Annotated in this window: 17 protein-coding genes; 6 read left to right on the top strand and 11 right to left on the bottom strand. The window is 61.8% G+C overall.

The window, feature by feature from the left end:
- Positions 1 to 103 precede the first annotated feature (103 nt).
- Positions 104 to 1,405: a sugar efflux transporter gene (locus AXG89_RS18500; RefSeq protein WP_062171503.1), complete on the top strand. Its 1,302-nt coding sequence runs from the start codon at positions 104 to 106 to the stop codon at positions 1,403 to 1,405.
- Between the two features lie 3 nt (positions 1,406 to 1,408).
- On the opposite strand, the gene AXG89_RS42185 is transcribed toward AXG89_RS18500, so the two are convergent.
- The 4 genes from AXG89_RS42185 to AXG89_RS18485 all read right to left on the bottom strand — a co-directional run bounded on the left by AXG89_RS42185 (position 1,409) and on the right by AXG89_RS18485 (position 5,295).
- A complete protein-coding gene (locus AXG89_RS42185) occupies positions 1,409 to 1,585 on the bottom strand; it encodes a hypothetical protein (protein ID WP_162916083.1) in 177 nt (58 codons plus the stop codon).
- Between the two features lie 33 nt (positions 1,586 to 1,618).
- Positions 1,619 to 2,203: a hypothetical protein gene (locus AXG89_RS18495; protein WP_062171501.1), complete on the bottom strand. Its 585-nt coding sequence runs from the start codon at positions 2,201 to 2,203 to the stop codon at positions 1,619 to 1,621.
- Between the two features lie 113 nt (positions 2,204 to 2,316).
- Positions 2,317 to 4,608 carry an FdhF/YdeP family oxidoreductase gene (locus tag AXG89_RS18490; RefSeq protein WP_062171499.1) on the bottom strand — a complete coding sequence of 764 codons (2,292 nt, stop codon included), beginning with the start codon at positions 4,606 to 4,608 and terminating at the stop codon, positions 2,317 to 2,319.
- A gap of 189 nt (positions 4,609 to 4,797) precedes the next feature.
- Complete coding sequence (locus AXG89_RS18485; protein ID WP_062171497.1) at positions 4,798 to 5,295, bottom strand: hypothetical protein; 498 nt, start codon at positions 5,293 to 5,295, stop codon at positions 4,798 to 4,800.
- A gap of 320 nt (positions 5,296 to 5,615) precedes the next feature.
- Between AXG89_RS18485 and AXG89_RS18480 the strand changes: the two genes are divergently transcribed.
- Positions 5,616 to 6,311 carry a glycosyltransferase gene (locus AXG89_RS18480; RefSeq protein ID WP_062171495.1) on the top strand — a complete coding sequence of 232 codons (696 nt, stop codon included), beginning with the start codon at positions 5,616 to 5,618 and terminating at the stop codon, positions 6,309 to 6,311.
- Positions 6,312 to 6,321: 10 nt separating this feature from the next.
- Here the strand turns inward: AXG89_RS18480 and AXG89_RS18475 are convergent, their stop codons facing one another.
- The 4 genes from AXG89_RS18475 to AXG89_RS18460 all read right to left on the bottom strand — a co-directional run bounded on the left by AXG89_RS18475 (position 6,322) and on the right by AXG89_RS18460 (position 10,957).
- Positions 6,322 to 6,909 carry a nucleotidyltransferase family protein gene (locus AXG89_RS18475; protein ID WP_062171493.1) on the bottom strand — a complete coding sequence of 196 codons (588 nt, stop codon included), beginning with the start codon at positions 6,907 to 6,909 and terminating at the stop codon, positions 6,322 to 6,324.
- A gap of 125 nt (positions 6,910 to 7,034) precedes the next feature.
- Complete coding sequence (locus AXG89_RS18470; RefSeq protein WP_062171492.1) at positions 7,035 to 9,263, bottom strand: xanthine dehydrogenase family protein molybdopterin-binding subunit; 2,229 nt, start codon at positions 9,261 to 9,263, stop codon at positions 7,035 to 7,037.
- A complete protein-coding gene (locus AXG89_RS18465; protein ID WP_062171490.1) occupies positions 9,260 to 10,249 on the bottom strand; it encodes an FAD binding domain-containing protein in 990 nt (329 codons plus the stop codon). Before AXG89_RS18465 ends, AXG89_RS18470 begins: the two co-directional genes overlap by 4 nt.
- 9 nt (positions 10,250 to 10,258) lie before the next feature.
- A complete protein-coding gene (locus tag AXG89_RS18460; RefSeq protein ID WP_062003306.1) occupies positions 10,259 to 10,957 on the bottom strand; it encodes a 2Fe-2S iron-sulfur cluster-binding protein in 699 nt (232 codons plus the stop codon).
- A gap of 305 nt (positions 10,958 to 11,262) precedes the next feature.
- On the opposite strand from AXG89_RS18460, the gene AXG89_RS18455 reads away from it, so the two are divergent.
- Entirely contained in the window at positions 11,263 to 11,559 is a 297-nt protein-coding gene (locus tag AXG89_RS18455; protein WP_062171488.1) for a type II toxin-antitoxin system MqsR family toxin, read from the top strand.
- 2 nt (positions 11,560 to 11,561) lie between these two features.
- A complete protein-coding gene (locus AXG89_RS18450; RefSeq protein WP_062003305.1) occupies positions 11,562 to 11,963 on the top strand; it encodes a type II toxin-antitoxin system MqsA family antitoxin in 402 nt (133 codons plus the stop codon).
- Between the two features lie 74 nt (positions 11,964 to 12,037).
- Here AXG89_RS18450 and AXG89_RS18445 read toward each other — a convergent pair whose 3' ends face one another.
- The 3 genes from AXG89_RS18445 to AXG89_RS18435 all read right to left on the bottom strand — a co-directional run bounded on the left by AXG89_RS18445 (position 12,038) and on the right by AXG89_RS18435 (position 14,815).
- A complete protein-coding gene (locus tag AXG89_RS18445; RefSeq protein ID WP_062171486.1) occupies positions 12,038 to 12,835 on the bottom strand; it encodes a transporter substrate-binding domain-containing protein in 798 nt (265 codons plus the stop codon).
- Positions 12,836 to 12,978: 143 nt separating this feature from the next.
- Entirely contained in the window at positions 12,979 to 13,515 is a 537-nt protein-coding gene (locus tag AXG89_RS18440; RefSeq protein ID WP_236873464.1) for an isochorismatase family protein, read from the bottom strand.
- Positions 13,505 to 14,815: an inositol monophosphatase gene (locus AXG89_RS18435; RefSeq protein ID WP_236873463.1), complete on the bottom strand. Its 1,311-nt coding sequence runs from the start codon at positions 14,813 to 14,815 to the stop codon at positions 13,505 to 13,507. Before AXG89_RS18435 ends, AXG89_RS18440 begins: the two co-directional genes overlap by 11 nt.
- Positions 14,816 to 14,987: 172 nt before the next feature.
- On the opposite strand from AXG89_RS18435, the gene AXG89_RS18430 reads away from it, so the two are divergent.
- Together AXG89_RS18430 and AXG89_RS18425 are read left to right on the top strand one after the other, a co-directional pair.
- A complete protein-coding gene (locus AXG89_RS18430) occupies positions 14,988 to 15,434 on the top strand; it encodes a GFA family protein (RefSeq protein ID WP_082771542.1) in 447 nt (148 codons plus the stop codon).
- Positions 15,435 to 15,642: 208 nt separating this feature from the next.
- A complete protein-coding gene (locus AXG89_RS18425; protein ID WP_062171482.1) occupies positions 15,643 to 17,226 on the top strand; it encodes a S53 family peptidase in 1,584 nt (527 codons plus the stop codon).
- The last annotated feature ends 15 nt before the right edge of the window (positions 17,227 to 17,241 follow it).

Here is a 17,241-nt window from a genome sequence, read left to right as displayed (position 1 = left end):
TGAAAAAATCCTGCGCGCGTGTTTAAGTGCCCGCTGACGTCTTTTTTCGCGCTCGTGCAGAGCGACCAAAAACGACGGTCCCTGGCCGCCAATGTGAATTTCAATGAACGCCGTCTTCAAGACTTTTCTCGCGCTGATCCGTCTTCCCGGTTATCCCGGCATTTCTCTCGCGATGTTTCTCTCGGGCATCGCGTCCTCGTTCGCCGTGCCTTACACATCGCTGTTCGGCGCGACCGAGGCGCACATGACGCCGGTGCGCCTCGGCATCTTCATGACGCTGACGGCCGTCAGCAGTGTGGTGGTCAGCGCATATCTCGGGCGCATTGCCGACCGACGCAGCGATAAGAAACGCATCGTCCTGCTATCGATCGCCGGCTCGGCGCTCGGCTACGCACTGCTCTGCGTCACGCGCAACTACATCTTGCTGACCATTTTCGGTTGCGTGTTCCTGAGCATCGGCGCTGCGGTGTTTCCGCAACTCTTCACGTTCAGCAAGGCGCGACTGCACGCAGAAGGCATCAAAGACACCGAATTGCCGATGGCTACGCTGCGCACGACGCTTTCCTGCGCGTGGGTGTTCGGGCCGGCGGCCGGTGCGATCGTGCTCGGTGTATCCGGGTTCAACGGGTTGTTTTTATCGGCGGCGGGCGCGTTTGCCGTGGCCGGCGTGATCGTGTTGTTCATGCGCGAGCCGAAGGTGTACGACGCGCTCGAAGCAGGCGACAAAACCAGCAGCGAGATCCCGCAGCAAGGAAAGAACGCGCATGTGTACGCGGCGCTCGTGAGTTTCACGCTGATCGGAATGGGCTCGGCAATCGCGACGATCATGTTGCCGGTGCTGATCGTCGACCAGTTGCACGGCACGACTGCACATGTGGCGCAGATGGTCGGCCTCGGCGCGTTCGCCGAAATCCCGATGATGCTGATGCTCGGCGGCGCGTCCCGCCGGATCAACAAGTCAAACATGATCGCGTTTGCGTCGTTGTCACATATTGTTTATTTCGCCGGAATCGCGATGGCGCCCAACCTCTGGGTTCTCGTGCCGCTGCAGATCTTGAACGCGGTCGTGGTGGCGGTGACGTCGTGTCTCGGGATGTCGTATTTTCAGGAAATGATGCCCGGCGCTCTTGCCCGCGCGACCACGCTGTTTTTCAACACGATGCGTACCGGTTCCGTCATGGCTGGCGTGGCGTCGGGGTTCGTTGCGGCGACTTGGGGGTATCGCGCGGTGTTCGTGTTTTGCGTGATGCTGGCAACGACAGCGTCTGTCGTGCTGTTTATCTTCAACTATCAGCGGGGCGCGAAAGTGTTTATCGATCCTCCCGTCGAGCCCGCTGTTTTACCGGTCGCGCCTGGCACGGCGCTTGAGGTCGCCGATCACGCGCGATCGGCGACCAAGGTGTGACGCTCAGATCGGGTGACCATCCGGCGGCGCATCGGGCTGCTGCGGTTCCTCCGGCCGATGCCCCGGCGAAGGCGGCGACAAAGGGTCCGCTTCCGGGTCGCGGTTCGGGTCGGCGAGGGGATCGGGGATCGGATTGGTCTGCATCCGGTAGCTGTGATGACTCAGTGTTTGCGTATTCATGGCTCGCCTCTTGGGGTCAATCGCGTTGAAAGTTCATGCTGCGTCTTTCAGCATAGGCGTATGCAGCGTGAAAGGCAGCCCGGGACGCGCGGAACCTTGCGTATGAAGTTCGGCAAGTGCCGCGCCGGCAATGGCTTCAGCGCGGTCGCCAAAACCCACGCGATGGATGTCAATTAAAGGAGTGCCGCGTTCATGCGCAATGCGCGCGACCGCGGATCCTTCAGCGCATTCGCTCAACACCAGCCGGGCATTGCCTATCAGGGCGGCCTGGGTCTCGGACGTCATCGCGCCGGCGAGATAAAGCGCGCCGGATTGCATCGCGCCCAGAACCGCACCGGTGCTTTCCGATTCCGACGCGTCGCCGATTATCGCGATTTGCCAGCCATCGGCGGCGAGGGTGTCGCTGATATCAGCCAATAGCTGGCCATTACTGGAGGCGCTCGTTTCGTCGTGCGGATCGATAAGAACCAGGCGGTCCGGTTCAATCCCATGAAACGCAAGCAGCGCCGCGTAGTCGTTCTCGGGATGCACGGCGGGTTCGAAAGCGCAGGCGCCCGAAGCGGAAAGCTCGGCACTCAAGGGTTCGTCGAACGTCGGAAAGGCGGAATCGGCGAGCATGGATCGGCTCCGGAACGTTGTTGCTTGCGATTGGAATTGCGCGAGGCACTGCACGCGCCGGGGAGCTTCCCGCACGGTTCATGCCTGTTTCTCAGTTCGATGCCGCCTCGGCGTCACGCCGCTGTTTTTTGCAGCCGTATCGGGATTGCCTTGGCCGCCGGAACCTTGCTGCGCTTTGCATGGTGCGACACAGGAATCAGCCGGTTGCACTCGGGGTAATAGCCCATGACGCAGCCGGCCGGGATGTCGTACGCATGAACCTGCAGGCCGCCAAGCTCGCGCAGCACGTCGTCCTTGGCCACCGTGGTCGCTTTCACCGTGTCGTCTTCGGCAAGCCCGAGACGGATCATGTCGTCCTTGTTCATCAACAGGACATCGCGCGACTTGGTGATGCCGCGAAACCGGTCATCGAGCGCGTAGACCGTCGTGTTGAACTGGCTGTCGCCGCGCGTGGTCATCAGGCGCAGCGTGCGCTCCCCATCGAATTGCATATCGGGGTCTTCACCAAACCCTGCCGGCACGATGAAATTCGCCTTGCCCGTCTTGGTTTTCCATTCGCGTTTGGCTGCGGGAAGCGGCCGATGAAACCCGCCCGGCTGCGACATGCGCTCGTTGAATTCCTTGAACTGCTCGGGATACGTCCGCTCGATTGCGCTGCGCACGAGCCCGTAATCCGCTACCCACGCATCCCAGTCGATCTTCGGATTCGGCGGCAGGATCGACTTCGCGAGCGCCGCAACAATGGCCGGTTCGGACAACAGATGTTTGCTCGCCGGCTCGACCATTCCCTTCGATGCATGAATGCACGCCGTGCTGTCTTCCACCGTGACGGTCTGTTCGCCGCTCGCCTGCTGGTCCACTTCGATGCGCCCGAGACACGGCAGCAAATAAGCCGCGCGCCCGTGCACGATATGGCTACGGTTCAATTTCGTCGCAATCTGCACGGTCAGCGGCAATTTCTTCCACGCCGGATCGAGCACGCCCTGGTCCGGAATCGCACGTGCGAAATTGCCGCCGAGTCCGATAAACGCATCGATACCGCCATCGCGCACCGCTTCGCAGGTATCGACGGTCGTGAGCCCCGTGTCCTTGGGCGGCTCGAACTGGTACAGCTCGGTGAGCTTGTCCATGGGCACGAGTTCGGGCTTTTCCGTAATGCCGACCGTGCGTTGTCCCTGCACGTTCGAGTGGCCGCGAATCGGGCAAATCCCGGCTCCTTTCTTGCCGATATTGCCGCCCAGCAGCATCAGGTTGGTCAGCATCTGCACGGCGAGCACACCTTCCCGGTGCTGCGTGATCCCCATGCCGTACAGGATGATTACGGCTTTCGCGCGAGCATATTCGGTCGCGGCCGCCTCCAGCGCGGAGCGCGTCAACGCCGATTCCAGTTCGATGTCCTTCCAGTGCGCCGCACGCATTGCATCGGCGAATGCTTCAAACCCATGCGTATGTTCGGCGATGAAACCCGCGTCCAGCACGCGCGGTGTGTTCCCGGCGATGGCTTTGTCGTCGGCTTCGATCAGCGCTTTGCAGATTCCCGTAACCGCCGCGATGTCGCCGCCGATCTTCACTTGGTGATACTGCGTGCTGATGCAGGTTTGTTCATTGGAAAGCATCTCCTTCGGCGACTGCGGGTTGGCGAAACTCACCAGACCCCGCTCGCGCAGCGGATTGAACGTGATGATCTGCGCGTTGCGTTTGCGCGCTTCCTGCAGCGGATGAAGCATGCGCGGCGCATTCGTGCCAGTGTTGTGGCCGAAGAAGAACATGCAGTCGGTGTGCTCGAAGTCTTCGAGCGTCACGGTTCCAACCGGCACGCCGATGGTCTCGGGCAACGCCACCGAGGTACTTTCGTGGCACATGTTCGAGCTGTCCGGCAGGTTGTTGCAGCCGTATAGCCGCGCCATGAGCGCATACATATAGGAGGTTTCAAGCGATGCACGCCCTGACGCGTAGAACACCACGCGCTTCGGATCGTAGCCGCGCAGCTTCTCGCCGATTTCATCGAAGGCTTGCTGCCACGGGATTGCCAAGTAGCGATCGGTTTCGGCGTCGTAGCGCATGGGCTCGGTCAGCCGTCCTTGCGATTCGAGCTCCATGTCGCTCCACGCTTCGAGCGCGGCGAGCGTATGGTGATCGAAGAACTCGGGCGTGGCGCGCTTTGTCGTGATCTCCCATGCAGTGGCCTTCGCGCCGTTCTCGCAGAACTCGAAGAGATGCGGATCGGCGGGTTTTGCCCACGAGCAGCTCACGCACGCAAAGCCATCCGGTTTGTTCTGCTTGAAGAGAACGCGGGTGCCGTTGACGGCGACGTGCTCTTCAAGAAGTATCGATGAAACCGCTTTCACCGATCCCCAGCCGCCTGCGGGATGGTTGTACTGCTTGATGTTGGGCTGATTGCTCATGCTGAGACGCTCCGCGGATGGACAAGAAGCGAACGGCTCGAATGCGTTCGCTGGCGGAGTTTCATTCAGCAAGAAACAGGCTCAGGGCGTGGTCAGAAAAATGAAAGCCGCCGGCCCGGGCGTTCGGAGCGGCGGCTTTCAAATGTTCGAAGCTGAGTCGAGCGGCGTTTTCTTTACAAGTCGCCGATGTCAGGCTTCCTCAGTTTGCTGGCCTTCGGGTGCCGGTTTGAATGCGTCGGCGCGACGGCGGATCTCTTCCACTTCGACTGTCACGAACGTGCGGTTCTCGGCGGCCAGCGCGCTTTGGTATGACGCACCTTCCGGCACGCGATGCAGCAACGCGCGCATTTCGCCCTGCGTGGTCTGTTCGACCAGTTCGAAGTTGTAGAGACGCAGCATCAATTCAGCGCGCTCGTGCAGCAGGAACAGGCAGGCGGCGAACACCGCTACGGCGACCACTTCCTGCGCGCCGAAGCTGAAGTCGGCCGGGATCGGCGAGAACGGCATGGCCACTACGGCGATCAATCCTGCGAAAGCCAGCACAACCGTCGCGTACAGGAAAAATTTCGCGCGGCCGACGATCCGGTCGTGTTCTTTCCTGAGTTGCACGGCAGTACGCGGAATGAGCGCCGTGTGACCGTGTTTTTGTTCGCGTTGCTGGAGTGCTGAAAGCGGAAGCGCGGCCATGGAGTCGGTTGCCTCGAAGTTCGGTAAGTTTGTCGCCAGGAATTGGCGCTGTCACCGGGTTAACGCCAAGCTTTCAGGAAAGTTGACGCCGGTTACGTGTTGTTTCAGTCAGGTCTCGAATTGTTTCTGAGGCGAGGGCGGGAAGGCACTGTTCATCCGCACAGGTCGGATTGACTGGCGAGGGCAGTCCAGAGCCACGCAAAGCGCTGTTTCTGCACGTCTTTTCTTCATTGCGTCTTCGTGGGAATGCCCATTGCTGTGGGCTTTCAGCAACTGTCCGGAGCGTTCCGGATAACGAAAATGCGAACGGAGAGAAGAACATGATCGGCATCATTATTCCGGCTCATAACGAAGCGGCGCAGATCGGGGCATGTGTAACAGCAGCGAAACGGGCGGCGAGCCATCATCAATTGCTTGGCGAAGAGGTGCGCGTGATCGTTGTCGCCGACCATTGCTCGGATGACACGGCGGCAATCGCCGAGTCCCTCGGCGCCGACGTGCTTGCAGTGAACGCGCGCAATGTCGGCATTGCGCGTGGGGAGGGGGCGCGGCGTGCGTTGTCGCTGGGTGCAAGGTGGCTGGCTTTCACAGACGCCGACAGCGTCGTCGCCGATGACTGGCTCGTCCGCCAGCTCGACCTTTGCGCCGATGCGGTGTGCGGCGTCATCGCGATTCACGACTGGTCGCCGCATTTGTCGGCGGTGCGCGAACACTTCGCGCGGACTTATACCGATGCCGATGACCATCGGCATATCCATGGCGCGAACATGGGGGTATCGGCGGCGGCTTATTTGCGGGTCGGCGGTTTCGCGCCGCTGGAACATAGCGAGGACGTGGCGCTGGTCGAGGCGCTGATTGCCGATGGCGCGTCGATCGCATGGAGCGCGGCGCCGCGCGTGGTGACGAGCGCGCGGACGGACTTCAGGGCACGCAAAGGGTTCGGCGCCACGCTGGTCGACGTGAGCCGGCGGTACTTCCTGGCGTCGTCGGATGAGGATGGGGTGTTGGCGGCTTGATGTACGGGCCTCAGCGCCCCCGCAAATCCCCCGGCACATCGACATCGCGCAAGATATTCGCATCGTCGACATCGATCTTTTCCACCGTCTCCGACATGAACAGCGCGCGTGCCCCGGCGTCGCCATCGAGCGCGCTGAGCGTTTGAAGGTGCATCGCGCCAAACCCCGCCGGATGCCCACGCTGCCCGCGATAAAACGGCGCCACGATCGATGCGCCCGCGTCCAGCGACCGCGCAACCGCCTCTACTGTTCCCGGCTCGATCCACGGCATGTCGCCAAGCGTCACAAGCCATCCTTCCGCTTCGGGCGTCGCGCGCACCGCGGCGGCGAGCGTCGCGCCCATGCCGCGTTCGGCATCGATGCAAAACATCACATTGCAGCCCGCTTCGTTCAAGACTTCAGCCAGCTTTTCCGATCCCGGCCGGACCACGGCAAGCACGCTCGATACAGCCGACAATAACCGCCGCGCCGATTGGAACACGACGGGCGTGCCGTCGGGCAGCGTGGCGAGGAGCTTGTTGTGCAGGCCGCTCGGGTCAAAGCGGGAACCATAGCCGGCGGCAAGCAGGATGCCGGTAGCGCTCGATGAATAACTCATGGCCGGCGTCCTGACGAGGGGTAAAAGAAAGAAGCGTCGATTTTGACAAGCCGGATCGCTCGCGGCAAGCACGAAAAAAACCGTGCGGCTTTGCAGCGCCGCACGGTGTCAGAACGTACAAGCCATCAAACCATCGTCTTGGGCATGACCTTGTCGAGCGTGATCGGCAGATCGCGCACGCGCACGCCGGTCGCGTGATACACCGCGTTTGCGATCGCGCCGGCCACGCCCGTGATGCCAATTTCGCCGATACCCCGCACGCCCAGCGAATTGATATGCGGATCGGTCTGGCCCAGCACGGTGATATCGATCGTGTTGATATCAGCGTTTACCGGCACGTGGTACTCCGCGAGATTGGCGTTGGTGTAGCGGCCGTAACGCGGATCGAGTTCGCTCTTCTCGGTCAGCGCCGAGCCGATGCCCCATACCACGCCGCCCATCAACTGGCTGTGCGCGGTTTTTTCGTTGAGCAGGCTGCCCACGTCGTACACGCTCACCACGCGTGCTACGCGGATCGTGCCGAGATCGGCATCGACGTGAACCTCCGCAAATACCGCGCCGAACGAGTGGAACGCGTACTCCTTTTTCTCGTCGCCGGGCTTGACCGTCGCCGTCGCTTCGATCGGCTTGCCGCCGTTCCTCGCGATAATCGCCGCCGCAGGATCGCGTTTCGCCGGGTCCGCGCGGCTGATGACCCAGCCGTTGTTGACCGTCACGTCATCGGCCGATGCGCCGGCGAGCGGCGAACCCGAATCGGCGATGGCCATCGCGATCAACTTGCCGCGCGCCTGAGACGCAGCTTCACGCACTGCTGGCGACACGCTCGCCGCCGATTGCGATCCGCCCGATACCGGCGCTTTCGGCAACGATGAATCCCCGAGCGCGAACGTGACCATCTCCATTGGGAAGCCGAGGGCATCGGCGGCGACTTGCGTCATCACGGTGAACGTGCCGGTGCCGAGATCCTGCGTGCCCGATGCCGCCATCGCCGTGCCGTCGGGCAAGATTCGCACAACCGCCGATGCCTCGCTGCGGTTCGCCGGATACGTCGCGGTCGCCATGCCCCAGCCGATCAACGTGTTCCCTTGCTGCATGGAACGCGGTTTCGGATTGCGCCGCGACCAGCCAAACTTCGCGGCGCCCTTTTCGTAACACTCGCGCAACGACTTCTCCGACCACGGTTTTTTCTCCTGCGGTTCCATGTCGGCGTAGTTCTTGAGGCGCAACGCGAGCGGGTCCATGTTCAACTGGTACGCCATTTCGTCCATCGCGGATTCGAGCGCGAACGAGCCGCTCGTCTCGCCCGGCGCGCGCATGAACGTCGGCGTGCCGATATCGAGTTTCACGAGCTTGTGCGTGGTTGCCTGATTCGGCGTGGCGTACAACATGCGCGTGAGAATGGCGGAGCTTTCGTTCCAGTCCTCGAACGTGGATGTCGTCGATATCACGTCGTGGCGCATGCCGGTAAGCGTGCCGTCATCGCGTGCGGCGACCTGGAAGTGCTGTTCCGTGAACGGCCGGTTGCCGACCATGCCGAACATTTGCGGACGTTCCAGCACGAGCCGCACGGGCCGGCCGGTCTGCTTCGCGGCCATCGCGGCGAGCACCACGTGCGACCACGCCGATCCCTTGCAGCCGAATCCGCCGCCGACGAACGGGCAGATCACGCGCACGTCGTCCTCGCTGATGCCCAGTGTCTTCGCGACCGCGCTGCGCGCGCCCGATACGCCCTGGGTTGCATCATAGAGCGTGAGCTTGGGGCCGTCCCAGCGCGCCAGCGTGGCGTGCGGTTCCATTGGATTGTGGTGCTCGTTCGGCGTGGTGTAGACCACGTCGAGCCGTGTCGGACCCTGGCGCAGGCCGGCGGCAACGTCGCCGCGTTGTGTATCGATCGGCCGTCCCATCATTTTTTCCGGCCTGTATGCCGAGCCCTTCGCGCGTTGATAATCCGCGTTGGGCGTGGCGGCCTCGTACTTGATCGATGCCTGCAGCTTGCGCGCGCCATCGGTTGCACGTTCAAGCGTATCGGCTACCACGACCGCAACGGGCTCGTTGCTGTAGCGGACTTCATCGGTTTGCAGCAGGGTCAACCGGCGTACGGCCGGCGGCGATGCATCCGGCTTGCCGCCATTGGGCAGGCGCATCGCGGTTTCATGCGTCATCACGAGCAGCACGCCGGGCATGGATTGCACGCGTGCGGTGTCCATCGACAGCACCCGTCCACGCGCAATCGTGCTCGTTACCAGCACTGCATGCGCGAGCTTGGCTTCGGGGTTGTCGGCGGAATAACGCGCCTGGCCGGTGACCTTCAGAAGGCCGTCGGTGCGATCGAGCGGTTGTCCGAGAACACTCATGCGACACCTCCAGCGGTTGAAACGGCGCGAACGATCGCGCGCTGAGCCAGCTCGATCTTGAAGCCGTTCTCGCGATAACCCTTCGCGTCGCGCACGGCGAGCGCGGCGGCGCGTTGCAACGTGTCGTGCGACAAGGTCTTGCCGACGAGCATTTGCTCCGTCGTCATCGCCCGCCATGGTTTATGCGCGACGCCGCCCAACGCGATGCGCGCCGTCTTCACGGTGTCGCCATCCATCTGCAAGGCGGCCGCGACCGAGACGAGCGCGAACGCATAACTCGCGCGGTCGCGCACCTTCAGGTAATGCGAATGCTCGGCGAACAAGGGCGGCGGCAAGTCTACCGATGTGATCAGTTCGCCCGGCTTCAGCGTGGTATCGACTTCCGGATGATCACCCGGCAAACGATGAAACTCCGCAAACGGAATCGCACGTTCACCTTGCGGACCGTTCACGCGCACGACGGCGTCGAGCGCGGCGAGCGCCACGTTCATGTCGGAGGGGTTCGTCGCGATGCACTGATCGCTCGCGCCAAGGATCGCGTGAATGCGATTGTTGCCTTCCAGGGCTGCGCAACCGCTGCCTGGCGTGCGTTTATTGCACTGCTGGAAACCGGTGTCGTAGAAGTAATAACAGCGCGTGCGTTGCATCAGGTTGCCGCCGACGGTTGCCATGTTGCGCAATTGCGCCGATGCACCCGCAAGAAACGCCTGCGACAAAAGCGGATATCGCTCGCGAATCCATGCATGGTTCGCGGCGTCGCTATTGCGAACCAGCGCGCCGATACGCAAACCGCCATCGGGAAGCGGCGTCACGGCGCCGAGTCCGGCGATATGCGTGATATCGACGAGCTTCGACGGCCTTGCAACGCCGCCTTTCATGAGGTCCAGCAGATTCGTCCCGCCGCCGATAAACGCAACGCCCGGCTGTTGTGCAGCCTTGATTGCCGCGCTGACATCGGCTGCGCGTTCGTAGGAAATGGCATCCATGTCGCGCTCCTAGGCCTTGTTGATCGCGACGACGGTTCTGACCGCCGAGACAATATTTGGATACGCGCCACATCGACAGATATTGCCGCTCATGCGTTCGCGGATTTCATCGTCGGAGAGGTGGGCCGGGCGGAAGCGGACATCGGCGGTGGCGGCACTGGCATCGCCGGCGCGGAATTCATCGAGCAAGGCCGTGGCCGAACACAGTTGCCCGGGCGTACAGAAACCGCACTGAAAGGCATCGTGTTCGATGAAAGCCGCCTGTATGGGGCTCAGCGTCTGCGCGGTTGCAAGACCTTCGACAGTCGTGATCGATTCGCCTTCGTGCATGACGGCGAGCGTCAGGCAGGAGTTGATGCGCCGGCCGTTTGCGATCACCGTGCACGCGCCGCATTGTCCGCGGTCGCAGCCTTTCTTGGTTCCCGTGAGGCTTGCGTATTCGCGCAGCGCGTCGAGCAGCGTGGTGCGCGCTTCGAGTTGCATTTCGTAAGGATGACCATTGATTGTCAGCTTCACTGGCATCAGAGGCGCGGCGGCGCTCGGATTAGTCGATGGCGTGGGCGCTTCGGCGCTTACCGGTTGTTGCTGGGCGTGCGCCAGGGGAGCGGTTGAGACTGCTGCGGCGGCTGCAGCGGATTGCAGGAAACGGCGTCGTGAGGGTTTGGCTATGTCTGGGGATGAGGTCGTGCTATCGGTCGTGTGGGGCATGGCGATGTGAAAGCTCCTCGCTGAGTCGGTCGGCGTTGGCTCGACGCACTCAAATGTCGCGATGCGTCTGGCTAACAGCGGTGCTGTCCGCAATCGCCCTGCGGATGTTGAAAAGGCGAATGGAGACAAAGGCCATGAGCAAGTCCGGTGCCATCGATCAGGGCCGCCTGCACATGGGGCGGGGATCGCGTGATTGCAGGTAAGGGCTACATTCAACGGTAAAAGCGGAGAAGGCATGCGCGCGTGCCTTTCCGGGATTTTCGAAAGGAGTTGTTCATGTTAACCAAGTAGGTTAATATGATTAAATGGAAAAAAGCGTCCCTCACTGCCGGCTTGCGATCGTTCTCGCTCTGCTCGAAGCGGGCATGGTGCGCTCGACCATGTCAGCACTGAGTGGCGCGGCGGCAATGGGTTTTGACTTCAACGACATGATCGAAGTCATCAGGGCATTGGCGCCAAAAGATTTTTATAAGAGCATGACAACGCACGCCGATCACCGCGTTTGGCAGGACGTCTACCAACCAACCACATCCGCCGGGCCGGTGTACTTGAAACTGACGGTCATAGATGACGTGCTTGTGGTGTCCTTCAAGGAGCTATGAACATGAAGTGTCCAGTCTGCGGCGCAGCAGAACTCGTTCGTGATACACGCGACTTGCCATACGCGTACAAAGGCGAGTCGACAATGATCCCTGACGTAACCGGCGACTTTTGCCCGGCGTGTGGCGAAGCCATTTTCGATGCGACCGAGTCGTTGCGCATCAATGCAGCGATGCTGGAATTCAACAAGCAAGTCAACGCAACGATTGTCGATCCGGCTTTTATTGCAAGCGTGCGCAAAAAGCTTGCTCTCGATCAACGCGAAGCGGCCGAAATATTTGGCGGTGGTGTGAACGCGTTTTCCCGCTACGAAAACGGTAAGACAAGGCCGCCTTTGGCCTTGGTGAAGCTGTTGAAGATTCTGGATCACCACCCTGATCTGTTGGAAGAGGTCAGAGCTGCATGATCGCCAAACGCAAACTGCCGCCCAAAGGGCGGCAGTATTACAAGAGGCCGTTACGTCAGTACCCCTGAGCCGGCTTACAAATCGCTCGGATACGGCGCCTTAAGCCACTTCGTCGATAGCTTGTTCAGTGTGCCGTCGTTCTTGGCCTTCAACACGGCTGCATCGACTTCCTTCAGCAAGCGCGTCTCGCCCTTGTTCACCGCCACATGATCCGGCGAGCTGAAAAGCTGGAACTTCTGTTCCGGCGCGATCGGCGGGTTACGCGCGATGATCGTTGCACCGACGTCGTTGCCGACCACCATCAACTGGACTTGGCCCGACAAAAAAGCCGAGATCGCACCGTTGGGGTCATCGAAACGCTTGATGGTCGCATCCGGCGGCGCGACCTTCGTCACGCTCAGGTCTTCCAGCGTGCCGCGTGCAACCGAAATCGTCTTGCCGGCCAGATCTTTCTCGCTTTTCACGGGCAATGACTTGGGTCCGAACACCGCCAGGTAATACGGCGCATACGGTCGCGAAAAATCCAGCACCTTGTCGCGCTCGGGCGTCTGCCCCACGCTCAGCAGCAAGTCGGCTTTGCCCGTCGCGATGTACGCCATGCGGTTTTCGCCGGTGATGGGCACGAGCTCGGCCTTGACCTTCATCGCTTTCGCCAGGTAATCGGCCATCTCGATGTCATACCCCTGCGGCTTCATATCCGGACCGATAGAGCCGAACGGCGGGTAATCCATGAACACGCCGACCCGGACGACGCCGCTTTTCTGCACGGTATCGAGGGCATCGGCATGGGCGAACGAGGCCCCGGCGATCGGCGCGGCGAAAGCAGCGGCCACGAAAATGCGCCGGGCAAGGCGGGAAAGACGAAGGGTCATGATGGTGGCCTTGAGCAGAGGTCGAAAAACGGATGGTTCGCGGATCGAATGAACGCCCGCATGAACTGACTGTAGGGAGGCCAAAATCCCGTAACAATCGAAATCTGCTCATGCCAGCCATGACGGCCAGGCATGGCTCGCACTTATTTGACGAGCGCGAGGACGTCCTTGAAGCGCGGATGCCGGCAGCTTTCCAGCCAGCCGAAGATCACGGTTTCGGCGGTAGTGGGGAACGCGCCGTCTTGCTGGGCTCTCGCCAGTGCGATTGCCTTATTCTCCGGCGCGCGTGAACCGGTGGCATCGGCGACAAGTTCTACCGTATAGCCGAGCCTCAGCAAACCGCGCACGGTCAGCAGCACGCAGACATGCGCTTCGCAACCGGCCACGAACAACACGGTGTTCCTCGACGGTAGCGCAGCGGTGAATTCGGGGCAGAGGGTGGCGTCGAAGGTATGTTTTTCTATTAATCGATGCCGCTCGCCAATCAAGCCATCCACGGTCGCACCCAGGCCATGCGAATTTTGTTCCGTGAAAAGTACCGGGATATGGAGCAGATCCGCCGCCCTGATGAGCGCGGCGCAATGCCTGAACACGCGTTCCCCGTGTTCGATATGCGGCATCAGCTTCGCCTGCATATCGACCACGATCAACGCGCGGTCGGGCTTCGATTCAGGCTTCACTTTCCATGATCCGGTCGATCAGCCGCGCGTTTTCTCCCGCCGATCCAATGCCTTCGTGCTTGGCCATTGGAATGAAGAAGTGCGTCTTCACGTTCGGCAGATTGGCGCGTTCGAGCCACCCGTTCAGATGTTGCGTGAGGCGGTGCGCAGGGGCATCGAGTTCTTCACGCAAGGTCGCAGGCAATTGCTCCAGATAGCGCGCCTCGGTCTGATACGGTTCGGGGGCGACGCACAATGCATCGGGACGACCATCGGGGTCTGCCGGCAGGCGTTCGAGCGCCTCGCGCAAAAGCGCCACGCCCAGACCCTGACTGCGCCAGCTCTTGCGCACTTCCCACGTACCGATGAACACCACCCGGTGCGTATTGAACACTGAACACAAACGTTCCCGCCCGAGCGCCTCGGTTGCGGCGAGCGCCATAGACAGCATTTCGCCGGAATACGTATCCAGCACATACACCAGGTCGGCGCTGCTCTGAATGGGCGGCACTTTTACCAGCTTCAATTCGACGGCGGCCACGACGATATCCGTTCCCGCCTCGTGGAAGACGGCGAACGCGGTGCCGAGGCGTTCGTCGTCGACTTGCGGATATTCATGACGGTACGTCATGGTCAGCAGGAACGGGCCGATCTTCTCCCTGTACGCGAGCGGCTTGTCGACGTCATAGTCGCTCGTGCCTTCCAGCCCGTACGGATCGTAATCCTGCGCTGCCGTCTCGCCCGGTGCACGCAATCCGCCAACGGCCGCAGCCGGCCGGCGCGACTTTGGCACGAGGTCTTCCGGCAAACCTTCCCAGCTCAGCCGGAGGAATTCGCGTCCGCCGCGATAATGCGTTTCAAACAGCGACGCCACCGGCGCGCCCGAAAACGGCGCGAGGATGCGCTCGGCCGATTCCATCGCGCGATCCATGAGCTGGTCGGCTTCGGCGGGATCGGGCACGTGGCGCGTGGTGTCATCGGCCGGTCCGCCTTCTGCCGCGTGCTGCTGGCGCGCGAGCTCGAGCCATTGATCCGCGGCGCGTTCGGCCAGAAAGCCCGCCGCGATCTGATAGCCGGACAAGACGATCGACTTGCCGGTTTCTCCAAGCGGAAACACGTACTCGTCGGTCATTACATCTGCGACGCTCACCGTTTTGTAATCCGTACGGGGTGACGGCGCGTTCGCGGTTGCATCGTAACGTTCATGCGAAAGCACGTAGGCAGCGAGATCTGTCGCGCCGGGTGCTGCGTTCGGACCAGCCGTCGTTGCGAATGCCGAGGCGCTGGTGGGGAGCAGAGCCAGCAGGGAAACGTGCTTCATGAATGCCATCTCCGTCTCTTGGGGTTGTCATCGTAGCAAAACCGGCGCCTTTTGCTGCGGCCGCCGGCGGTTCGGCGCGAGAGTTGCTACTGGTACGCTGTTTGGTACCACCATTTTCATTGCCTGGCGCAGTACCGACACCAGATTATAGGGAGCCGCGATGAACCGCCTTATGAGCAACTCTAATGATGAAGCGCGCGACAGGGAAGCCGCACTGGTCAGAGGTGGCGAAGCGAAGCACGAAGGCGGCTGCGCGTGCGGTGCGTGGCGCTTCGTGGTTTCATCGGAGCCGGATCGCGTCGGGCTGTGCCATTGCATGACGTGCCGCAAGGTGCATGGCTCGGCATTTGGCGCGTACGCGGTTTATCACGCCGAGCAGGTGAGCATGTCGGGTGCGACCCGCGCCTGGCAAAGCTCCGCCGATGGCCGCCGTCATTTCTGCACCGTGTGCGGGTCGGTCGCGTACATGGCGTATGTGAACACCGACGAAATCGAGTTGCCCATCGGCGCATTCGATGAAACCGGCTTCCTAAAACCCACCTACGAGCTGTTTTGCGTCCGCCGCGAGCCGTGGTTATCCGCCGGTGGCCGCCGCGAGTATGCCGGGGACCGGCCCTGAATCCCGCCTCCCATTTGGTCCTCGCATGCTTCAGCTCCAGCGCAGGCCTGGGCCAGAGCGCAATCGTTTGCCAGTTTCGGAACTGCGCTGAGCGCGGCATGTCGGAACAAGGCTGTGAGGCGCGACTTCGGCCAACGCAGATCGTACGTCATCTCGAAGACCCAATCCACGCGACACGAATTTCGTAACAGCAAGGAGTCCGAGCACCATGACCGTTACAAACCATCCCGCAGACCATCCTGTTCCAGGCAGCGACAAATCGCAGCCCGAAGGCGCGCAGTGCCTCGGCGCATGCAATCCGGAAGAAAAGATCGAAGTCGTGGTGATGCTTCGCCGGCAAAACGAGGGCGAATTCAAGCAGTTGATGCAAAAGATCAACAAAGGCGCCGCCGATGCCGCCCCTATTTCCCGCGATGAATTCGGCAAGCGCTTCGGCGCATCCCAGGCCGATGTGACGCGGATCGAAGCGTTCGCGAAGGCGCACGGGCTCGATGTGGTCCGCGCCGATGCAAACTCGCGCAGCGTCGTGCTGTCCGGCACCATCGCGCAGTTCAGTACCGCGTTCAGCGTCAAGCTGGAGCGCTTCCAACATCACGCCATTGGTGAATATCGCGGACGCTCGGGCCCGGTGAACGTGCCATCGGACATGAAGGACATGGTCACCGCCGTGCTGGGCCTCGACAGCCGGCCTCAGGCACGCCCGCACTTCCGTTTCCGTCCGCCGATCAAGCCGGCGCGCGGCGGCACGAGCACGTCCTACACGCCGCTCGATCTCGCACGCCTCTACAACTTTCCCGCCGGCGATGGCAGCGGCCAGTGCGTTGGCATCATCGAACTGGGGGGAGGCTACAAGCAGAGCGATCTCAGCGCGTATTTCTCGAAGCTCGGCGTAGGGAAGCCGGACGTGGTGTCCGTTGGCGTCGATCAGGCGAATAACGCGCCGAGTGGCAACCCGAACGGGCCGGACGGCGAAGTGACGCTGGATATCGAAATTGTCGGTGCGATCGTGCCGGGTGCGCGCATCGCGGTGTATTTCACGACCAACAGCGACGCGGGATTCGTCGATGCCGTGAACCGCGCAATCCACGACGATGCCAACAAACCCTCGGTTGTATCCATCAGTTGGGGCGGCCCGGAATCGAACTGGACGGCGCAATCGCAAAACGCATTCAACGACGTGCTGCAATCGGCCGCGGTCATGGGCGTGACGGTCTGCGTGGCCTCGGGCGACAGCGGCTCGAGCGACGGTGTGGCCGACAACGGCGATCACGTCGACTTCCCGGCATCGAGCCCTTACGTGCTCGCGTGCGGCGGGACGCATCTGAGTGCATCGGCGAACGGAATCGGCAGTGAAGTTGTCTGGAACGACGGCGACCAGGGCGGCGCCGGCGGTGGCGGCGTGAGCGCGGTGTTCGCGTTGCCCGTCTGGCAGAACGGCTTGAAGGTGAAGCGCACGGAGGGCGGCACGACTGCGCTTGCCAAACGTGGCGTACCCGATGTCGCCGGCGACGCGTCGCCGCTTACCGGCTACGACGTGCTGATCGGCGGCACGGAAACGGTCGTGGGCGGCACGAGCGCGGTTGCGCCGCTTTGGGCGGCATTGATCGCGCGGATCAATGCGGCGGCGGGCAAGCCGGCAGGTTTCATCAACCCGAAGCTGTATCTTGCGAAAACGGCCGGGCATGACATCACGCAAGGCAATAATGGGAGCTTCGAGGCATCGGCGGGATGGGATGCATGCACGGGTCTCGGCAGTCCCGATGGCGCAAAAGTCGCGGCGGCGCTTAAATAGGGAAACGCAAGAAAG

This window comes from Burkholderia sp. PAMC 26561 (genome assembly GCF_001557535.2).
Lineage (GTDB): Bacteria > Pseudomonadota > Gammaproteobacteria > Burkholderiales > Burkholderiaceae > Caballeronia.
This window is presented reverse-complemented; position numbering and strand designations above follow the sequence as displayed.